The 16,745-nt window shown below is 65.3% G+C and carries 13 protein-coding genes and 2 pseudogenes; 3 read left to right on the top strand and 12 right to left on the bottom strand.

What is annotated here, in order from left to right; all coding sequences use genetic code 11:
- Positions 1-166: 166 nt before the first annotated feature.
- Positions 167-541, bottom strand: coding sequence for a hypothetical protein (locus ACQKQA_RS19145; RefSeq protein ID WP_427560881.1), 375 nt, complete (start codon positions 539-541; stop codon positions 167-169).
- Positions 542-797: 256 nt separating this feature from the next.
- Here ACQKQA_RS19145 and ACQKQA_RS19140 point away from each other — a divergent pair, with 256 nt between their 5' ends.
- Both ACQKQA_RS19140 and ACQKQA_RS19135 read left to right on the top strand, forming a co-directional pair.
- Positions 798-2,231 carry a DUF3300 domain-containing protein gene (locus ACQKQA_RS19140; protein WP_427560878.1) on the top strand — a complete coding sequence of 478 codons (1,434 nt, stop codon included), beginning with the start codon at positions 798-800 and terminating at the stop codon, positions 2,229-2,231.
- A gap of 26 nt (positions 2,232-2,257) precedes the next feature.
- Positions 2,258-3,148: a DUF2950 domain-containing protein gene (locus tag ACQKQA_RS19135; RefSeq protein ID WP_427560933.1), complete on the top strand. Its 891-nt coding sequence runs from the start codon at positions 2,258-2,260 to the stop codon at positions 3,146-3,148.
- Between the two features lie 15 nt (positions 3,149-3,163).
- Here ACQKQA_RS19135 and ACQKQA_RS19130 read toward each other — a convergent pair whose 3' ends face one another.
- The 10 genes from ACQKQA_RS19130 to ACQKQA_RS19085 form a co-directional block, all read right to left on the bottom strand.
- Positions 3,164-4,819: a BatD family protein gene (locus ACQKQA_RS19130; RefSeq protein ID WP_427560875.1), complete on the bottom strand. Its 1,656-nt coding sequence runs from the start codon at positions 4,817-4,819 to the stop codon at positions 3,164-3,166.
- On the bottom strand, positions 4,816-6,576 hold the full coding sequence (locus ACQKQA_RS19125; protein ID WP_427560872.1) for a VWA domain-containing protein: 1,761 nt from the start codon (positions 6,574-6,576) through the stop codon (positions 4,816-4,818). The genes ACQKQA_RS19130 and ACQKQA_RS19125 overlap by 4 nt, the downstream gene beginning before the upstream one ends.
- Positions 6,573-7,649 (bottom strand): vWA domain-containing protein, encoded by a 1,077-nt coding sequence (locus ACQKQA_RS19120; RefSeq protein ID WP_427560870.1) that lies wholly within the window; start codon positions 7,647-7,649, stop codon positions 6,573-6,575. The genes ACQKQA_RS19125 and ACQKQA_RS19120 overlap by 4 nt, the downstream gene beginning before the upstream one ends.
- Positions 7,642-8,136: a DUF4381 domain-containing protein gene (locus tag ACQKQA_RS19115; protein ID WP_427560868.1), complete on the bottom strand. Its 495-nt coding sequence runs from the start codon at positions 8,134-8,136 to the stop codon at positions 7,642-7,644. The genes ACQKQA_RS19120 and ACQKQA_RS19115 overlap by 8 nt, the downstream gene beginning before the upstream one ends.
- Positions 8,133-9,077, bottom strand: a complete 945-nt coding sequence (locus ACQKQA_RS19110) for a DUF58 domain-containing protein (RefSeq protein WP_427560866.1) — start codon at positions 9,075-9,077, stop codon at positions 8,133-8,135. Before ACQKQA_RS19110 ends, ACQKQA_RS19115 begins: the two co-directional genes overlap by 4 nt.
- A 5-nt stretch (positions 9,078-9,082) precedes the next feature.
- A complete protein-coding gene (locus tag ACQKQA_RS19105; protein WP_427560864.1) occupies positions 9,083-10,042 on the bottom strand; it encodes an AAA family ATPase in 960 nt (319 codons plus the stop codon).
- A gap of 187 nt (positions 10,043-10,229) precedes the next feature.
- A complete protein-coding gene (locus ACQKQA_RS19100) occupies positions 10,230-11,570 on the bottom strand; it encodes an MFS transporter (protein WP_427560861.1) in 1,341 nt (446 codons plus the stop codon).
- A 63-nt stretch (positions 11,571-11,633) separates the two neighbouring features.
- Positions 11,634-12,827: an L-2-hydroxyglutarate oxidase gene (gene lhgO / locus ACQKQA_RS19095; RefSeq protein ID WP_427560859.1), complete on the bottom strand. Its 1,194-nt coding sequence runs from the start codon at positions 12,825-12,827 to the stop codon at positions 11,634-11,636.
- Positions 12,828-12,941: 114 nt separating this feature from the next.
- Positions 12,942-13,652, bottom strand: coding sequence for a FadR/GntR family transcriptional regulator (locus ACQKQA_RS19090; RefSeq protein WP_427560856.1), 711 nt, complete (start codon positions 13,650-13,652; stop codon positions 12,942-12,944).
- 115 nt (positions 13,653-13,767) lie between these two features.
- Positions 13,768-14,121, bottom strand: coding sequence for a hypothetical protein (locus ACQKQA_RS19085; protein ID WP_427560854.1), 354 nt, complete (start codon positions 14,119-14,121; stop codon positions 13,768-13,770).
- Positions 14,122-14,619: 498 nt separating this feature from the next.
- On the opposite strand from ACQKQA_RS19085, the pseudogene ACQKQA_RS19080 reads away from it, so the two are divergent.
- A pseudogene (locus tag ACQKQA_RS19080) lies at positions 14,620-16,689 on the top strand (NAD-glutamate dehydrogenase); the annotation flags it as partial.
- Here the strand turns inward: ACQKQA_RS19080 and ACQKQA_RS19075 are convergent.
- Positions 16,659-16,745, bottom strand: a pseudogene (locus ACQKQA_RS19075) (DNA-binding response regulator); the annotation flags it as partial. The pseudogenes ACQKQA_RS19080 and ACQKQA_RS19075 overlap by 31 nt on opposite strands.

The raw sequence follows: 16,745 nt of genomic DNA, 5'->3' as shown, positions 1-16,745 counted from the left end.
GCGTAGTATGTCGACCCGCAGGAGAGGGATTAAGCCGTGGGCGGGCCAAAGTCTTTTGACTTGGAGTCACGAATCGGTGAGGTAAGGGTGGGGTTTTGGAATGGATTGGGGGGATTGGCGTTGGCCGGTTGAATCCACAGTCGATAGCAGATATCGGGCACTCCATTCACACCCGCATCAATACCCGCAGTCGCATCTTGCCAACCAGATTCCAGCACCATCTCCATGCGGAGCTCAATCCGCGTTCTTCGTACTGTTCGAACAATTCAAATCGCTCCAGCCACAGGCCGGCTTCTCGCAGCGCGGGGCTGTCGGGCAGTGCCAGCCGTGACAGCTGGTCATCAAGCCTGCGGTAGTCCTGACCCGACTGAACAAGCCAGCCCAGTTCATTCTGCCCGTCATCGTAAAACAGCAACTGACACCGGCTGTCCAGTTGCTGATCGAGTATCGAATTCAAGTGCCCACGCCACTGCGTCGGCTGGAGCGAGGTGCCGCGCAAATGGGTGACCAGCAGGAAACGGTGGCTATAGGAGGGGATCAACGCAAGCCCTGGCTCAATGGAAGAGAGCAGGGATTAACCCATTCTCGCCACGCGTTGAGGAATGGGGAAGTTCTGAAAATAGCCGGGCGATAATCTGACAACTAGCGACCGGCTACCAAGGCATTCAATCTCCACGCGGCGGGAGGCCAAAGCATGGGCGTCTGCTACCCTTAGCGGAGTCATCGAGGTCGGCCGTTCTCACTCTCTGACATTGATCCAGTCCTCTCAGGCCTGCCTGACCACATGAGGTGGGGCGATGCGCATTTCATTACTTTACGCGGTGTCGGCTGTACTGGTTCTCAGTGGCTTTTCTTGCCTGGCGCAGACACAGGATGCGCCTGCAAACGCTGCGGCTACAGCCCCCCTGACGGCACCGGCCAAAGATGTCGTGTTTACCCAAGAGCAGCTGGATCAAATGCTGGCTCCCATTGCGCTATACCCGGATCCCCTGTTGGCACAGGTATTGATGGCCAGCACCTACCCCGGGGAAATCGCCGAGGCGGTCACCTGGTCCAAAGCGCATCCGGACGCCAAGGGCGATGATGCGGTCAAACAAGTGGCGAACCAGACCTGGGACCCGAGCGTGCAGGCGCTGGTGGCCTTCCCGCAGGTCCTGGCAACGCTGGGACAGGACCCTGTCTGGGTACAGCGTCTGGGCGATGCCTTCCTGGCACAACCCGACGATGTCATGGGCGGCGTGCAACGCTTGCGGCATCAGGCGCAAGCTGCAGGCAACCTGCAGAGCAACCAATATCAGAACGTGACGGTTCAGACTGCACCGGCACCGGCACCGGCAGCCCCTGCCAAGAGCGCTACTACCATCGTCATTGAGCCTGCCGACCCGCAAGTGGTCTACGTCCCCACGTACAATCCGACCACTGCCTATGGCACTTGGGCCTACCCTGCGTCGCCCCCCGTCTACTATCCACCGCCCCCCGCTTATTATCCCGGATCAGCCTTGATGGCCGGGCTGGCGTTCGGGACCGGCGTGGCGATCGTCGCCTCGCTGTGGGGCGACTGTGACTGGGGCAACAACGACATCGACATCGACGTCGACCGCTACAACAACATCAATCGCAACAACCAGATCAACAGTAACCAGAACAAGTGGCAGCACAACTCCATTCATCGCGATGGCGTTCCCTATCGAGACAGCAGGAGCCGTGAACAGTACGGTCGACAACTGGACGGTGCCAATCAGCGCGAGGCCTTTCGAGGGGATGATGCCCAGCGCGCCCAGGCGCGTGAAAACGCCCGCAGTTCAATGGACAGGCACGGTATCGAACGACCGGCCACCACTAATCGCCAGGCCCGTGATCAAGCGCGCAAAGCAGAGTCCGCACCCTCGGTCGGCAATCGCATGCAAGCCGGGGCAGACAGACCGAGAGACGCTGGCAGGAACCAAGGCACCGACAGAAACGCCCGGGAAAATCAGCAGCCCAGACAACAGAGCGCTCAGACGAATCAGCGCCGCCAGGAAACGCAAGCGCGCCCGACCGCCAGCTCCGGCAGTGCACGCAATAACGCTTTTGCCGGCGCGCGCTCGCCGTCCCGCTCGAATGATCAGGCCCGCCGCGGTCAAACCAGCCAGGCATCCGCCATGCGCCCCAGTGCTGCACGATCCGCCGGCCATCAGGTCAGCAGGCCGTCCAGCGCTCCCATGCGCCAAAGAGGAGGGGGTCGGCGTTGAAAAAACTTCCTCGAGTGAAAGCATTCATGGGCTCGTTCCCTCGTCTCCTGATGCTCGGCGCCAGCCTGGCATGGTCATGCGCCGTCACGGCACAGCAGGCATTTCCAACCCCGGAAAAGGCCGCTCAGGCGTTCGTCGACGCATTGGGTACACAACACGCCGATCAGGCACGCCTGATGCAACTGCTGGGTGAAGACTGGCGCAGTTTCATCCCGCGAGGTGGCGTCCAGCGCAGCGACGTGGATGCATTTTTGACGCTCTACCGCGAGCGACATGCCATTGAAAAGACCAGTAATGGCAAAGCTGTCCTGTCGGTCGGCAGTGACCCCTGGACACTGCCGATACCCCTGGTAAAAACCGAACAGGGTTGGCGCTTCGACATCAAGGCCGGTAGCGCCGAAGTCCGTACGCGGCGCATCGGTAGCAACGAACTGGCCGCGCTGCAATCGGTGCTGACCTATCACGACGCCCAGATGGACTATGCGGCAGTGGATCGTGACGGTGACGGCGCCCTCGAATATGCGCAGAAAATCTTCAGCACTCCCGGCAAGCACGACGGACTCTATTGGGCGGATGACGATAGCGGTCAACTCAGCCCGTTGGGTCCGCTGTTCGGCAATGCCATCGCCGCTGAAGATTGGCATGGCTACCACTTCCGCATCCTCGAGGGACAAGGTCCCTCGGCACCTGGTGGTGCCTACAGCTACCTCATCGGCGACAAGATGAGCCGTGGCTTTGCCCTCATTGCCTGGCCGGTGAAATACGATGACACCGGGGTGATGAGTTTCATGATCAGCCATGAGGGCCAAGTGTTCGAGAAAGACCTGGGACCCGAGGGGTATAAATTGGCGCAGTCGATGAAGCGGTTCGATCCCGATGACAGCTGGCAGGAGGTCACCGTGGATCAGAAGCCGTAACGGGTCTGTCCCGGGTTATTTCGGATACAGCGGCGGCAAGCTGCTGGTGTCGGCCACCGGGGCCTGCACGCGTTCGGTGATGGGGATGGTGCGGATCGCGCGCCACAGTTCTTCGCCTTGCCAATACTGGCCGCTTTCGCTGTAGAGGGCGCCGTTGAGGCCGTCGAGGGCGTCGGACAGGGGCACGAACCGGGCGGCCATGTCGGCCAGGGTTTCCGGTTGCTGGCGGGCCCAGGCGTCGAGGGCCTGGCGGGTGGCCTGGGGGTCGTTGGCCAGGCTGGCGCGCTTGAGGTCGTCGAGCAGGGTCCGTGGGCTGGGGCCGGTCTGCACGGCGCGCAGGATCGCCGGTTGCCAGCGCGCGCGCCACCATAGGCCGAAGCCGAGCAGGGTGGTGCAGGCCAGGATCAGGGTGCTGAGTTTCCAGATCCACAGGGTGCTGTTGTCGGCAGCGCTGCCGGCCGGCGAGGCGCCGGGCGGAGTGTCCAGCATCAGGCTCGGGTTGTTCGCCACCTGCAGGGTGCGCGCCGGCAGGCTGCTGCGTTCCAGATGATCCTCATGGGTGTTCCACCAGACCACTTCCACCGCCGGCAGCTCGAGGTTGCCGCTGCGGTTCGGCACCAGGGCCTGGCTGTCTTCGCGGCTGCCGATCAGCCCGCGGTCGCTGATCTGGTTGCTCAGTTGCGGCTGGTCCGGGTAGCTGCGCAGGCCGTTGGCCTCGGTTACCGGCAGTGGCGGCAGTTGCGAGCTGGACAGGCCTTCGGCCTTGAGGGTCAGGCTGCGGGTCAGGGAGTCGCCGACCTGGCTGTGGTCCGGCTCGGGGTTCCAGCTTTCGCCCAGGCTCAGGCTGCGGGCCGGCAGCCAGGGCGCGTCGGCGGGGTATTCGGCGGGCTTGGCCTTGACCGTCAGCGGCATCTGCGCGGAGCTCACGTGCATTAGCTTGCCCGGTTTCAGGCCCTGGGGCGCCGGGGCCTGGGGGATGGCGGCGTCGGCCAGGGTGGCGCTGAAGGTCAGGGCCGGAATTTCCAGCACGCCGCTGTGCTGGGGGAAGATCGCGTAGCGGATCTCGATCACGCCGTGGCGCACGCCGTTGATGACCTTTTCATAGGTGCGCGACTCGCCGAGCTGCTCGACCCGGGCGTCGGTGATCTGCAGCGGGCTCAAGCTGCTGTCGTCGTACAGCGACACCGAATGATAGATGTGCAGGGTCAGCACGGCCTGGGCCTGCACATAGACGCTGTCCTGGTCGAGGCTGGCGTCGATGAATACCGGTTCCAGCGGCGCACTGTCGCTGCGGCTTTCGCTTTGCAGCACCTGCAGGGTGATCGGCTGGCTCTGCACCTTGCCCAGTTGCAGGGGCGGAATCACCACGGTGCCGGTGGTCCTGGGCAGCAGGGTGATGATCCAGCGGGTGATAGCGCGGTTGTCGCCGTTGAGGCTGGTCAACTGGTTGACCTGGCGCGTGCCCCGGACCTCGAACTGCGCTTGCAGCGGGGTCAGGTCGGGCTTGCCGAACAGGGTGACGTCGTTGGATTCCAGGGTCAGTTCGACGGTTTCCCCGGAGTTCACGCGGCTGCGGTCGACACTGGCGAGCAGGCCTTCGGCCCGGGCCTGGAAAGCGCCGAGTAGCAGCGTCAGCAGCAGCGTGAACGCGAGGGTGGTGCGGCGGGTCATCGAATTTTTCCCTGATCCTGATGTTGTTGCTGTTCGTACCAGAACTTGCGGCGCAGCAGTTCGCCCGGATCGTCCGGGATCTTGCGCAGCCATTGTTCCAGTGCCTGACGGTGTTCGCCGTCGAAATTGTCCTGGGCCGTGCGCAGCGGCGGCGTGGTGGTCTGCTCGTCCCCCAGTTCGCTGCCGGGAACCGCGTCGTTGCCGGGAGTGGCGACTTCGTCGTCGGGCGCCGTCTCGGCAGTGGCCGATTGGCTGTTGTCCGGCGGTGGCTGGCCCGGCGCGGCCGGGGCCTGGGTCGCCGCGCCGGCCTGGGGCGGCTGGCGAGTCTCGTCGTTGTCGTCGCTGCTGTTCTTGGCCGGTTCTTCCGGTGGCGCCGGCTCGGTTTCCTGCAGCAGGCGCTCGATCAGCGCCTTGTTCTTTTGCGCGGCCGCAAGCTCCGGTTGCAGTTCCAGGGCTTGTTCGTAGGCGTCCAGCGCGGCTTCCAGCTCACCGCTCCTGGCCAGGGCGTTGCCCCGATTGTAGTGGGCGCGGGCATCGCTGCCTTCGGCAAAGCGCTGAGCGGCAGCGGCGTAGTTGCCGGCCTCGTACAGCGCCACCCCTTGCCACTGCGGGTCCTCGAAATGCCGGGCTGCCTCGCTGGGCCGCCGCTGTTCCAGCAGGCGCTGGCCCTGCTGGTCGGGGCGCAGCCACAGGTTGCTGAAGTCGAAGGCGTAGCTGGGTTGTGGCGCGGCGAGCAGCAGCAACGGCAGGCAGAACAGCCAGCCCCGGCGCCCGGCGCAGGCCGCCAGCAGCAACAGCGGCAGCAGCAGCCAGTAGCCCTGGTCGGCCCAGGTATCCAGGCGCAGGGTCTGGCCGTCGTTGCGCAGGTTCTGCGGGCCCTTGAGCAGGCCCAGGCCGCGCAGGTCGTTGTCGTCCAGGCGCGCCGGGCGGTAACGACCGCCGACACTGCCGATGAACTGCTTCAGGCCCGGGCCGTCGAGGCGCGACATGAGGATCGCGCCCTGGTCGTCCTTGAGGAAACTGCCGTCTTCCTGGGCCACCGGCGAACCCTGGCGGCTGCCGATGCCCAGCATCAACAGCTGCGGCGCCTGGCCACCGAGGGCCTGGCGAATGCCCTGGCGCTCCTGGTCGCTGAGGGACGAGCCAATCAGCAGCACCCGGCCCTGGCCCAGCGCGCCCTGGTCCAGCAGCTTCAAGGCCTTGTGCAGCGCCAGGTCGGCGCGATGCCCGGGCTGGGGCATGATCGACGGCTTGAGGGCTTCCAGCAGGTTGCGGCTGGTGGCCAGGTCATCCGAGAGCGGCACCAGGGTGTGGGCACTGCCGGCATAGACCACGATCGCCGTCTGCGCGTCGCTGCGGGCCTGCAGCAGATCCAGCAGTTTGCGCCGGGCCTGCTCCAGGCGGTTGGGCGGGACGTCGCTGGCGAGCATTTCCGGGGTCAGCTCCAGCAGCACCACCAGCGGGTCGGCGGGTTTCTGGCTGGTTTGCTCCACTCGCTGCCAACTGGGGCCGAGCAGGGCCAGCACGGCGAGCAGCCAGGCCAGGCCGAGGGCGATCCACGGCAGTTTGCTTTCGCGACCGTTGCCGCCGCTGAGCAGGGCGGCATGGAAGGCGGGTGGCAGGATCATCTGCCAGCGGCCGGCGCGTTTCTGCCGGTGCCACAACTGCCACAGCAGCCAGCCGAGCAGCGGCAACAGCAGCAGCCACCCGGGGCGGAACCAGTGGGGCCAGAGTTCGGCCCAGAACGGCGCGCTCATCGACGCCTCCGCAGGCGCAGGCGCTTGAGCCGTTCGCGCCAGTGGGGCAAGGGCTGCAGAAAGCGTTCCCGGGTGAAAAAGCGTTGCAGCAGATGCTCCGGCCAGCGCTCGCGCACCACCAGCAGCATGCTCAGCAGCAGCGCCCCGGCCAGCGGCCAGCTGTACAGCGCCTGCGCCGGACGGGCCTGGGTCGGTTGCTGGGTCACCGGTTCCAACTGGTCGAGGGTGTCCTTGATCGCCTGCAGTTCCTGGCCGTCGCGGGCGCGGAAATAGCGCCCGCCGGTGGCTTCGGCGATGCCCTTGAGCGCCGGCTCGTCCAGGTCCAGGCTCGGGTTGACGCCGAGGAAGCCCAGGGTGCCGCTTTGCTCCGGGTCGGCGCCGATGCCGATCGGGTAGATCTTCACGCCTTCCTCGGCGGCCAGGCGGGCGGCGGTCAGCGGGTCGATCTCGCCGCCGTTGTTGGCGCCGTCGGTGACCAGGATCAACACCCGGCTCTGGGCCGGACGCTGGCGCAGGCGCTTGAGCGCCAGGCCGATGGCATCGCCGATGGCGGTGTTCTTGCCGGCGATGCCGATCTTCGCTTCGTCCAGCCAGACGCGCACGGTGTGTCGGTCGAAGGTCAGCGGCGCCTGCAGGTAGGCCTTGCTGCCGAACAGGATCAGGCCGACCCGGTCGCCTTCACGGTGTTCCAGGAAGTCGCCGAGCAAGTGCTGGACCAGGCCCAGGCGGCTGACGTCCTCGTCCTGCCACTGCATGTCAGGGAAGTCCATGGAGCCGGAAACGTCCACCGCCACCAGCAGGTCGCGGCCGCTGGCAGCCACCGGCAGCGGCTCGCCCAGCCATTGCGGGCGGGCGGCGGCCAGCAGCAGCAACGCCCACAGGACAATGAACGGCGCCTGCTGGCGCCAGGCCGGCAGGTTGGCCCGGGCGCGGCGCTTGGCCAGGCCTTCCAGGTCGTTGAGGAAGCTGACCTTGAGCGCCGGTTCGCCGCTGTCGGCCACCGGCAGCACGACCCGCAGCAGCCAGGGCAGCGGCAACAGGGCGAAGATCCACGGCCAGGCGAACTCAAACATGTTTGCGAATCCAGATTTCCACGGCCTGGGTCAGGCCGGCGATGGCCTTGTCGTCGAGCTTGCATTCGGGCTTGTAGGCGCCTTCCACCAGCACCATCCAGCGCGTCAGGCCGGCCGCCGGACAGCGGTTGTCGAGGAACGCCAGCCACTTGCGGCCGTTGAGGGTATGGCTCTGGCTGTTGGGGTAATGGTTGCGGCACAGACGCTTGAGCAAGCCATTGAGCTGTTGCAGCCAGGCGCCGGCGGGGGCGCCGTCGTAGGGCTTGGGCAACAGCGCCAGTTCGGCGAGGGCCGCCAGGCGTACCGGGTCCAGGGGTTGCTCGGTGCGGGGCAGGGGATGCTGGCGCGGCCAGAAGCGCTTGAGCCGCCACAGGCCGAAGCCGAGCAACGGCAGCAAGGCCAGCAGCAGCCACCAGCCCGGCGCCGGCGGCCACAGGCCGATGGCGGGCGGGGCCAGTAGCGGTTGCAGTTGTTCCAGGCTGCTCATCGGGCGGTCCCCGGGCGTTGCGGGTTCAGGTATTCGCGCAGCTGCTCGACCATTTCGCTCTGGGTGCTCAGGGGCATCAGCAGCACCCGCAGCTTCTGCGCCAGCAGTTCCCAGCGGGCGATGCGCGCTTCGCTCTGGGCCCGGTAGGCCTGGCGCAGTTCGTAGTTGAGGGTGTCCAGTTCCAGCTGCGCGCCGCGTTCGGCGAAACGCAGCAGGCCGGCGGCGGGCAGGGCGTGGTCCAGCGGGTCGGAGAGCGGCATCAGCAGCAAATCGCAATGCCGCGACAGCAGGCTCAGTTGCTGCTCGGCGGCATCGCCCAGGGCGCGCTCGTCGCAGATCACGATCACCAGGCTGCCCGGGCGCAGCACTTCGCGGCCGCGGCGCAGGGCGGTGCCCAGGGCGTCGCGCTCCGGTTCGCTCTCGCTGTGCAGCGCCTGGTTGACCCGCACCAGGCGGTTGAGCAGTTGCAGCAGGCTCTGTTTGCTGCGCCGCGGCTTGATTTCGTAGTGCTCGTTGTTGCCGAACACCAGGCCGCCGACCCGGTCGTTGTGGCCCAGGGCGGCCCAGCCGATCAGGCTCGCGGCCTGGGCGGCGAGCACCGACTTGAACATCAGCCCCGAGCCGAAGAACAGCTGCCGGCTCTGCTCGACCATGATGAAGATCGGCCGTTCCCGTTCTTCATGGAAGAGCTTGGTGTGGGGTTCCTGGGTGCGCGCGGTGACGCGCCAGTCGATGCTGCGCACGTCGTCGCCGGCCTGGTACACCCGCACCTGGTCGAAGTCGACGCCGCGCCCGCGCAGCTTGGAATGGTGCAGGCCGATCAGCGGGCTGCGCTGGCTTGGCGTGGAAAACAGCTGCACTTCGCGCACGCGATGGCGCATCTCGATCAGCTCGGCGAGGCTGATGCGGATGCCCGGGGCATCGACGGTGCTGGCGTTCATCGGGGTCAAGCGACGGCTACGACGTCGAGAATCCGCTGCACCACACGGTCCTGGTCGATGCCGGCGGCTTCCGCTTCGAAGGACAGGATGATGCGGTGGCGCAGCACGTCGAACAGCACCGCCTGGATGTCCTCGGGGCTGACGAAATCACGCCCGGCCAGCCAGGCGTGGGCCCGGGCGCAGCGGTCGAGGGCGATGGAGCCGCGGGGGCTGGCGCCGTAGGCGATCCATTCGGCCAGCTCCGGGTCGAACTTGGCCGGGGTGCGGGTGGCCATCACCAGTTGCACCAGGTATTCCTCCACCGCGTCGGCCATGTACAGGCCGAGGATTTCCTTGCGCGCGGCGAAGATCGCCTGCTGGCTGACCCGGCGCTCGGGCTTGATTTCGCCGTTCAGGGCTTCGCCACGGGCCTGCTGCAGGATGCGCCGCTCGACGGCAGCGTCGGGGAAGCCGATCTTCACGTGCATCAGGAAACGGTCGAGCTGGGCTTCGGGCAGCGGGTAGGTGCCTTCCTGCTCGATGGGGTTCTGGGTGGCCATCACCAGGAACAGCGGCGACAACTCGTAGGTGCTGCGTCCGACACTGACCTGGCGCTCGCCCATGCCTTCGAGCAGGGCCGACTGGACCTTGGCCGGGGCCCGGTTGATTTCGTCGGCCAGCACCAGGTTGTGGAAGATCGGCCCTTGCTGGAACACGAAGCTGCCGGTTTCCGGGCGATAGATTTCGGTGCCGGTGATGTCGGCCGGCAGCAGGTCGGGGGTGAACTGGATGCGATGGAACTGTGCTTCGATACCTTCCGCCAACTCTTTGATGGCCTTGGTCTTGGCCAGCCCCGGGGCGCCCTCGACCAGCATGTGGCCGTCGGCGAGCAGGGCGATGAGCAAGCGCTCGATGAGCTTTTCCTGGCCGAGAATCTGCGTTGAAAGAAAGGTTCGCAGCGCCAGTAGCGCTTCACGATGTTCCATCGATGACTGTTCCTGCAGAGGGTGACCGAAGGCGTTCGAATAACGCCAGGGCTGGGGGCGTTACTTTAATCTATCCGGGCCCTCGGCGACTAACGGCACCAGGCAAATTTCTGCAAATAACTGTAATGCCGGGCCGGGAGCAGAGGTGCCTGACGCGCCACCCTCACGGCGCGTCAGTGGCCGCGGCTCAGTTCTTGAAGCTGGAGTGCTTGCGCCCCTGGTCGCACAGGGCGAAGACCACCACCATGACGCCCGAGACCGCGAGGATCAGCGCCACGCCATCGGTCGAGTGGGTGGCCGAGTTGGCCACCAGGGCCAGCCCGCCCAGGGGCGCCAGGCCGCCGGCGATGGCGGTGCCGATTTCGCGGCCGGTACCGAAGCCGGAGGAGCGGGTCTGGGTCGGGAACTGGCGGCTGAGGAACGAGCCCTGGGGGGCGAACATCATCGGGGCCAGGACCCCGGTGCCGATGGCGATGGCCAGGTAGATCATCAGCGGCTCGCCGGTATTGAGCAGGCTCAGGAAGGGATAGGCGAACAGCGCCGAGCACAGGCCGCCGAGCATCAGCACCTTCTTGCTGCTCCACTTGTCGCAGAGCCAGCCGAAGCAGGGCACGGCGACGATCGCCACCAGGCTGGCAATGGTCACCGACAGCGAGGTGACATGGGCCTCGATGCCTTTGTACTGGGTCAGGTAGGCCAGGGAAAATGTCTTGAAGATATAGCTCAGGGCGTTGTAGCCGATGGCGACGAACAGCACCACGGCCAGGCCTTTGAGGTCGTTCTTGAACAGCAGCTTGAGGGGCGAGGCCTGGACCTTGGCGCTGTGCGGGTCGATCTCTTTATCCAGCTTCTCGAACTGCGGGGTTTCCGGAATGCTGCGACGCACCCACAGGCCGACGCCGACCAGGGCGATGCTGCAGATGAACGGAATGCGCCAGCCACCGGAGAGCAGGAAGTCGTTGCCGTTCATGGTCAGCAGGTAGACGGTCAACGACGACAGCAGCAGGCCCAGGTTCAGGCCCAGCGCCGGCCAGGCTCCCTGGCTGCCGCGCTTGCCTTCGCTGGCGTGCTCATAGGAGGTCACCGCCGCCCCGGACAGTTCGGCGCCGGCGCCCAGGCCCTGGATGATCCGCACCAGCACCAGGATGATCGGCGCCCAGATGCCGATCGAGGCATAGCTGGGAATCAGGCCGATCAGGGTGGTGCACACCCCCATCATGCAGAAGGTGATGACCAGCACCTGCTTGCGTCCGAACCTGTCGCCCAGGTAGCCGAACAGGATGCCGCCGAAGGGGCGGGCGATAAAGCCGATGGCAAAGGTGGAGAAGGCCAGCAGCGAGGCCACTGTGGGGTTGCCGGGATCGAAGAAGATCTTCGAGAAGACGATGGCGGCCATGGTGGCGTACAGATAGAAGTCGTACCACTCCAGCATCGAACCGAAGATGGTTGCGGCCGCGACCTTGCGCAGGCGTTTGTGCTTCTGTTGCGGCGTTTCGCTCGCGGCCGGGGCCGCCTCATGTACGGACATCTGAGGTTTCCTTGTTGTTTGTAGTTATTTTCAAGCGGGTGCCAGGCACCCGTGCAGCGGCGGTCAACGGGCGTTGAGAATCCTCTGGGCAATCATCTGGCCGATCGGGATGGCCGAGGTCGCGGCCGGCGAGGGGGCATTGCAGACGTGGACCATGCGCGGGGTTTCGGCGAACAGGAAGTCGTGCACCAGGGTGCCGTCGCGCATCACCGCCTGGGCGCGGATCCCGGCCTCGTAAGGCAGCAGGTCGTCGACTTCCAGGGACGGGCAGTATTTGCGGCACTGTTCCAGGTAGCCGCGCTTGAACAGCGAGTTCTTCATTTCCGTGGTGCCGGAACCCAGGTTGTTCCAGATGGTTTTCCAGAAGCCGGGGAAGCGGGCGTACTCGGCCACGTCGCGCCAGTTGATGGAGAACTTGCGATAGTTCTCCCGGCCCAGGCCGAGCACCGCGTTGGGCCCGACCGTGACGCTGCCGTCGATCATCCGGGTCAGGTGCACGCCGAGGAACGGCAGCTCGGGGTCGGGGATCGGGTAGATCAGGTGGTTGACGATGGCGTTCTTCGCGGGTGGCAGGCGGAAGTACTCGCCGCGGAACGGAATGATCTGGTGGTCGATCCTGACCCCCGCCAGGGCCGCCAGGCGATCGGATTGCAGGCCGGCGCAGGCCACCAGCTGGCGGGCGCTCCAGACCTTGTCGTCGCTACTGATGGTGACCTTGTCGGCGGTTTCGGCGATGGCGCGCACGGTGGTCCGCAGGTGCACTTCGCCGCCGGCCTCCTGAATGACCCGGGCCATGGCTTCGCATACCTGCTTGTAGTCGACGATTCCGGTGGCATCGAGGAACAGACCGCCGAGGCCGACGATATTCGGTTCGCGGCGGCGCAGTTCGGCCGCGTCCAGGCGCTCGACCTTCAGGCCGTTCTGCTGCGAGCGCTCGTACAAGGCGTGCATGCGCTCGACTTCCAGGGGCGTGGAGGCCACCAGCAGCTTGCCGCAGACCTCGAACCTGATCCGGTGCTGGGTACAGAAGTCCTTGGTCGCCTGGGCGCCGCGCTTGCACAGGTCGGCCTTGAGGCTGCCCGGGGCATAGTAGATGCCAGCGTGGATCACCCCGCTGTTGTGGCCGGTCTGGTGCCGGGCCAGGACGCTCTCCTTTTCCAGGATCAGCAACGAGGCGCCAGGCTGGCGTTCCAGCAGCGCCATGGCGGTGGCGAGACCGACGATGCCGCCGCCGATGATGCAGTAGTCATAGATCATGCAGGTGTCACCTTGGTGGTTCTTGTTGGAGTCTGATAATCAGGTTGTCAGACAAAGTCGGGCAAACAAAAGACGCCGCGGGGCAGCGTCCGCCAGGTAGCGGGTTTCAGGGTTTCAATCGAGGTCGGGCAAGTCGATTGCCAGGCGTTTGGCAGCGGCCCGCAGGTGCGCTTCGGCGCAGGCGGCGGCCTGCAGCCGGTCACCGGCGGCGATGGCTTCGTACAGTGCCTGGTGCTCGCGCCCGGCATCGGCGGAACCGCCGACCGAATGGGTCGCCGAATTTTCCCAGGCGGTGCGCCGCGCTTCGGCCAGCTGGCCGCGGAGAAAATCATGGAAGGCGACGAAGTAGTGGTTCTTGCTGGCGTCGGCGATGGCCCGGTGGAATTCCACGTCGGCCAAGGCGGCCGCGGCGAAGTCGCTGCGCTGGTCGTGCATCTCCTGCAGGGCGGTGCGCATGCGCTTGAGGTCGGCCTCGTCGCGGCGCCGGGCGGCGATGGACGCCGCCTGGGTTTCGATCCACAGGCGCATCTCGAACATCTGCGCCAGATCGGGCTTGCGCCCCTTCTTGCCGGGAAAGCGGAATACGCTGCCATTGGGGTTTTGCGAAATGAACGAACCCAGCCCCCGGCGGCTGATGAGAATGCCGTCGGCCTTGAGTTGCGCCACGGCCTCGCGCACCACCGAGCGGCTGACGTTCAGTTGCTCGGTCAATTGCTGTTCGGTGGGCAAGCGCGATTCGGCGGTCAGGCGGCCGGAGTCGATTTCCTTGCGGATGGCGTTGACCACTCGTTCGACCAGGGTGTCGGGGCGCTGGAGCTGAAGCATGGAGGGGGCTCGTAAGTCAGGTTGTCAGACAATGCCGGGGCGCTGATTCCTTGTCAAGAAATCAGTCGGTGGCTCACCGCTCGTAAATCAAAGCTCGTAGATCAGAGCTCGTAAATCAAAGCTCGCTGATATAGGTGCCGGTGCCCTCGAGGATGTTCCGCAGGGTTTCTTCGACTTCCGCCAGGTCCGCCGCCGCGGTGCTGTGGAGGATCTCCAGGTGGTCGCTGCCGTTGAGGGCGTCGGCGTCGCTGGCGGCGATCTCGATCAGCAGGCGGGTCGGGCTCAGGGTGACTTTCACCCCGTCCAGGGTCGAGGGTTCGCCGTCCAGGGTGATCTCCAGTTCGTCCTCGTCCGGGTAGCGGGTCATCAGGAACATCTCGCCGCGGTTGCTGTGGCAGCAGAGCATGGCCATGTTGTCTTCTTCGTCGTCGCAGGGATTGGCGATCAGATGGGCGGTGGTCATTTGCATGGGACGGGTCCTGGGTCTGGCTCCGGTGGGGGAGCGGGGCGAACAAAGCGCAATTCTGCCAGCCCGGGGAAATTTCTGCTGCCTTGTGTGTCAGAGAACAGGTCGCTACGGCGTCGTTGTACGGGTTCGTTTCTGGTACGCCAGTGCCGCAAAGCCCCGTGACAGCCGCCGTTTTGCCCAGCGGCTGCTAGTGTTGTCCAAGGCTTTGCCTGCCAATGACCGAATATGTCGCAGCACCGCAAGCAGCGCTCTTGCCGCTCTCGTTAAGCTGCGCAACGGATGTGCACCTGTAAAGGCATTGCCGGGGGAACCCGGGCAGTCGCTTTTGCAGATGCCCATCCGGGATCGGTGAATGTGACCTGAGCGTCTCGTACAGCTTCACCACCCTGTCGTCCTGCGACCTCTGCCCGAGATCCAGGAGCAGGATGACCGACAACCCCGCAAGGGGATTTGCATGCGACGCTTTACTCAATAACAAGCCCAAGCGGAGTACCACAGATGGCGTTCTTCACCGCAGCCAGCAAGGCCGACTTCCAGCATCAACTGCAAGCGGCACTGGCGCAGCACATCAGTGAACAGGCACTGCCACAAGTGGCGCTGTTCGCTGAACAATTCTTCGGCATCATTTCTCTGGACGAACTCACCCAGCGTCGCTTGTCCGACCTGGCGGGCTGCACCCTTTCTGCCTGGCGCCTGCTTGAGCGCTTCGACCACGCGCAATCGCAAGTGCGGGTCTACAACCCCGATTACGAACGTCATGGCTGGCAGTCGACCCACACCGCGGTGGAAGTCCTGCACCATGACCTGCCGTTCCTGGTGGACTCGGTCCGCACCGAGCTGAACCGTCGCGGCTACAGCATCCACACCCTGCAGACCACCGTGCTGAGCGTGCGTCGCGGCAGCAAGAACGAGCTGCTGGAAATCCTGCCCAAGGGCACCCAGGGCGAAGGCATCCTCCAGGAATCGCTGATGTACCTGGAGATCGACCGCTGCGCCAACACCGCCGAGCTCAATGTGCTGGGCAAGGAACTGGAGCAGGTGCTGGGCGAAGTCCGCGTCGCGGTCGCCGATTTCGAACCGATGAAAGCCAAGGTCCAGGAACTGATCGCCGGCATCGACGCCAGCCAGTTCGAGATCGCCGCCGACGAAAAGAGCGAGATCAAGAGCTTCCTGGAATGGCTGGTGGGCAACCACTTCACCTTCCTCGGCTATGAAGAGTTCGTGGTGCGCGAAGACCACCACGGCGGCCATATCGAATACGACCAGGGCTCCTTCCTCGGCCTGGCCAAGCTGCTGCGCGCCGGCCTCACCGTCGACGACCTGCGCATCGAAGACTACGCGGTGAACTACCTGCGCGAACCGACGCCGCTGTCGTTCGCCAAGGCCGCCCACCCGAGCCGCGTGCACCGTCCGGCCTACCCGGACTACGTGTCGATCCGCCAGATCGACGCCGATGGCAACGTGATCAAGGAATGCCGCTTCATGGGCCTGTACACCTCGTCGGTGTACGGCGAAAGCGTGCGGGTGATTCCTTATATCCGCCGCAAGGTGGAAGTCATCGAGCAGCGCTCCGGCTTCCAGGCCAAGGCGCACCTGGGCAAGGAACTGGCCCAGGTCCTCGAAGTGTTGCCTCGCGACGACCTGTTCCAGACCCCGGTCGACGAGCTGTTCAGCACCGTGATGTCGATCGTGCAGATCCAGGAACGCAACAAGATCCGCGTGTTCCTGCGCAAGGACCCGTACGGCCGTTTCTGCTACTGCCTGGCCTATGTGCCGCGCGACATCTATTCCACCGAAGTGCGGCAGAAGATCCAGCAGGTGCTGATGGATCGCCTGAAGGCCAGCGACTGCGAGTTCTGGACCTTCTTCTCCGAGTCCGTGCTGGCGCGGGTGCAACTGATCCTGCGGGTCGATCCGAAGAACCGCATCGACATCGACCCGCTGCTGCTGGAAAACGAAGTGATCCAGGCCTGCCGCAGCTGGCAGGACGACTACGCGGCCCTGACGGTGGAAAGCTTCGGCGAGGCCCACGGCACCAACGTTCTGGCCGACTTCCCGAAAGGCTTCCCGGCCGGCTACCGCGAGCGCTTCGCCGCGCATTCGGCGGTGGTCGACATGCAGCATCTGCTGAGCCTGACCGACACCAACCCGCTGGTGATGAGCTTCTACCAGCCGCTGACCCAGTCCACCAGCCAGCCGCTGCTGCACTGCAAGCTGTATCACGCCGACACCCCGCTGGCGCTGTCCGACGTGCTGCCGATCCTGGAAAACCTCGGCCTGCGCGTGCTCGGTGAGTTCCCGTATCGCCTGCGCCACAACAGCGGCCGTGAGTTCTGGATCCACGACTTCGCCTTCACCGCGGCCGAAGGCCTGAACCTGGACATCCAGCAGCTCAACGACACCCTGCAGGACGCTTTCGTCCACATCGTGCGCGGCGATGCCGAGAACGACGCCTTCAACCGCCTGGTGCTGACCGCCGGCCTGCCATGGCGCGACGTGGCGCTGCTGCGTGCCTACGCCCGTTACCTGAAGCAGATCCGCCTGGGGGTGGCATTGCCGATGGTGTCGCGGTCGAGGATTTCCTGGGGGTGGTCGAGGAACAGCTTGAGCAGGGCGAAGTCGGC

Origin of the sequence: Pseudomonas sp. NPDC089530 (genome assembly GCF_050280705.1) — a bacterium.
Taxonomy (GTDB): domain Bacteria; phylum Pseudomonadota; class Gammaproteobacteria; order Pseudomonadales; family Pseudomonadaceae; genus Aquipseudomonas.
The sequence above is the reverse complement of the archived record's forward strand: the minus strand, read 5'-3'. Positions and strand labels throughout refer to the sequence as shown.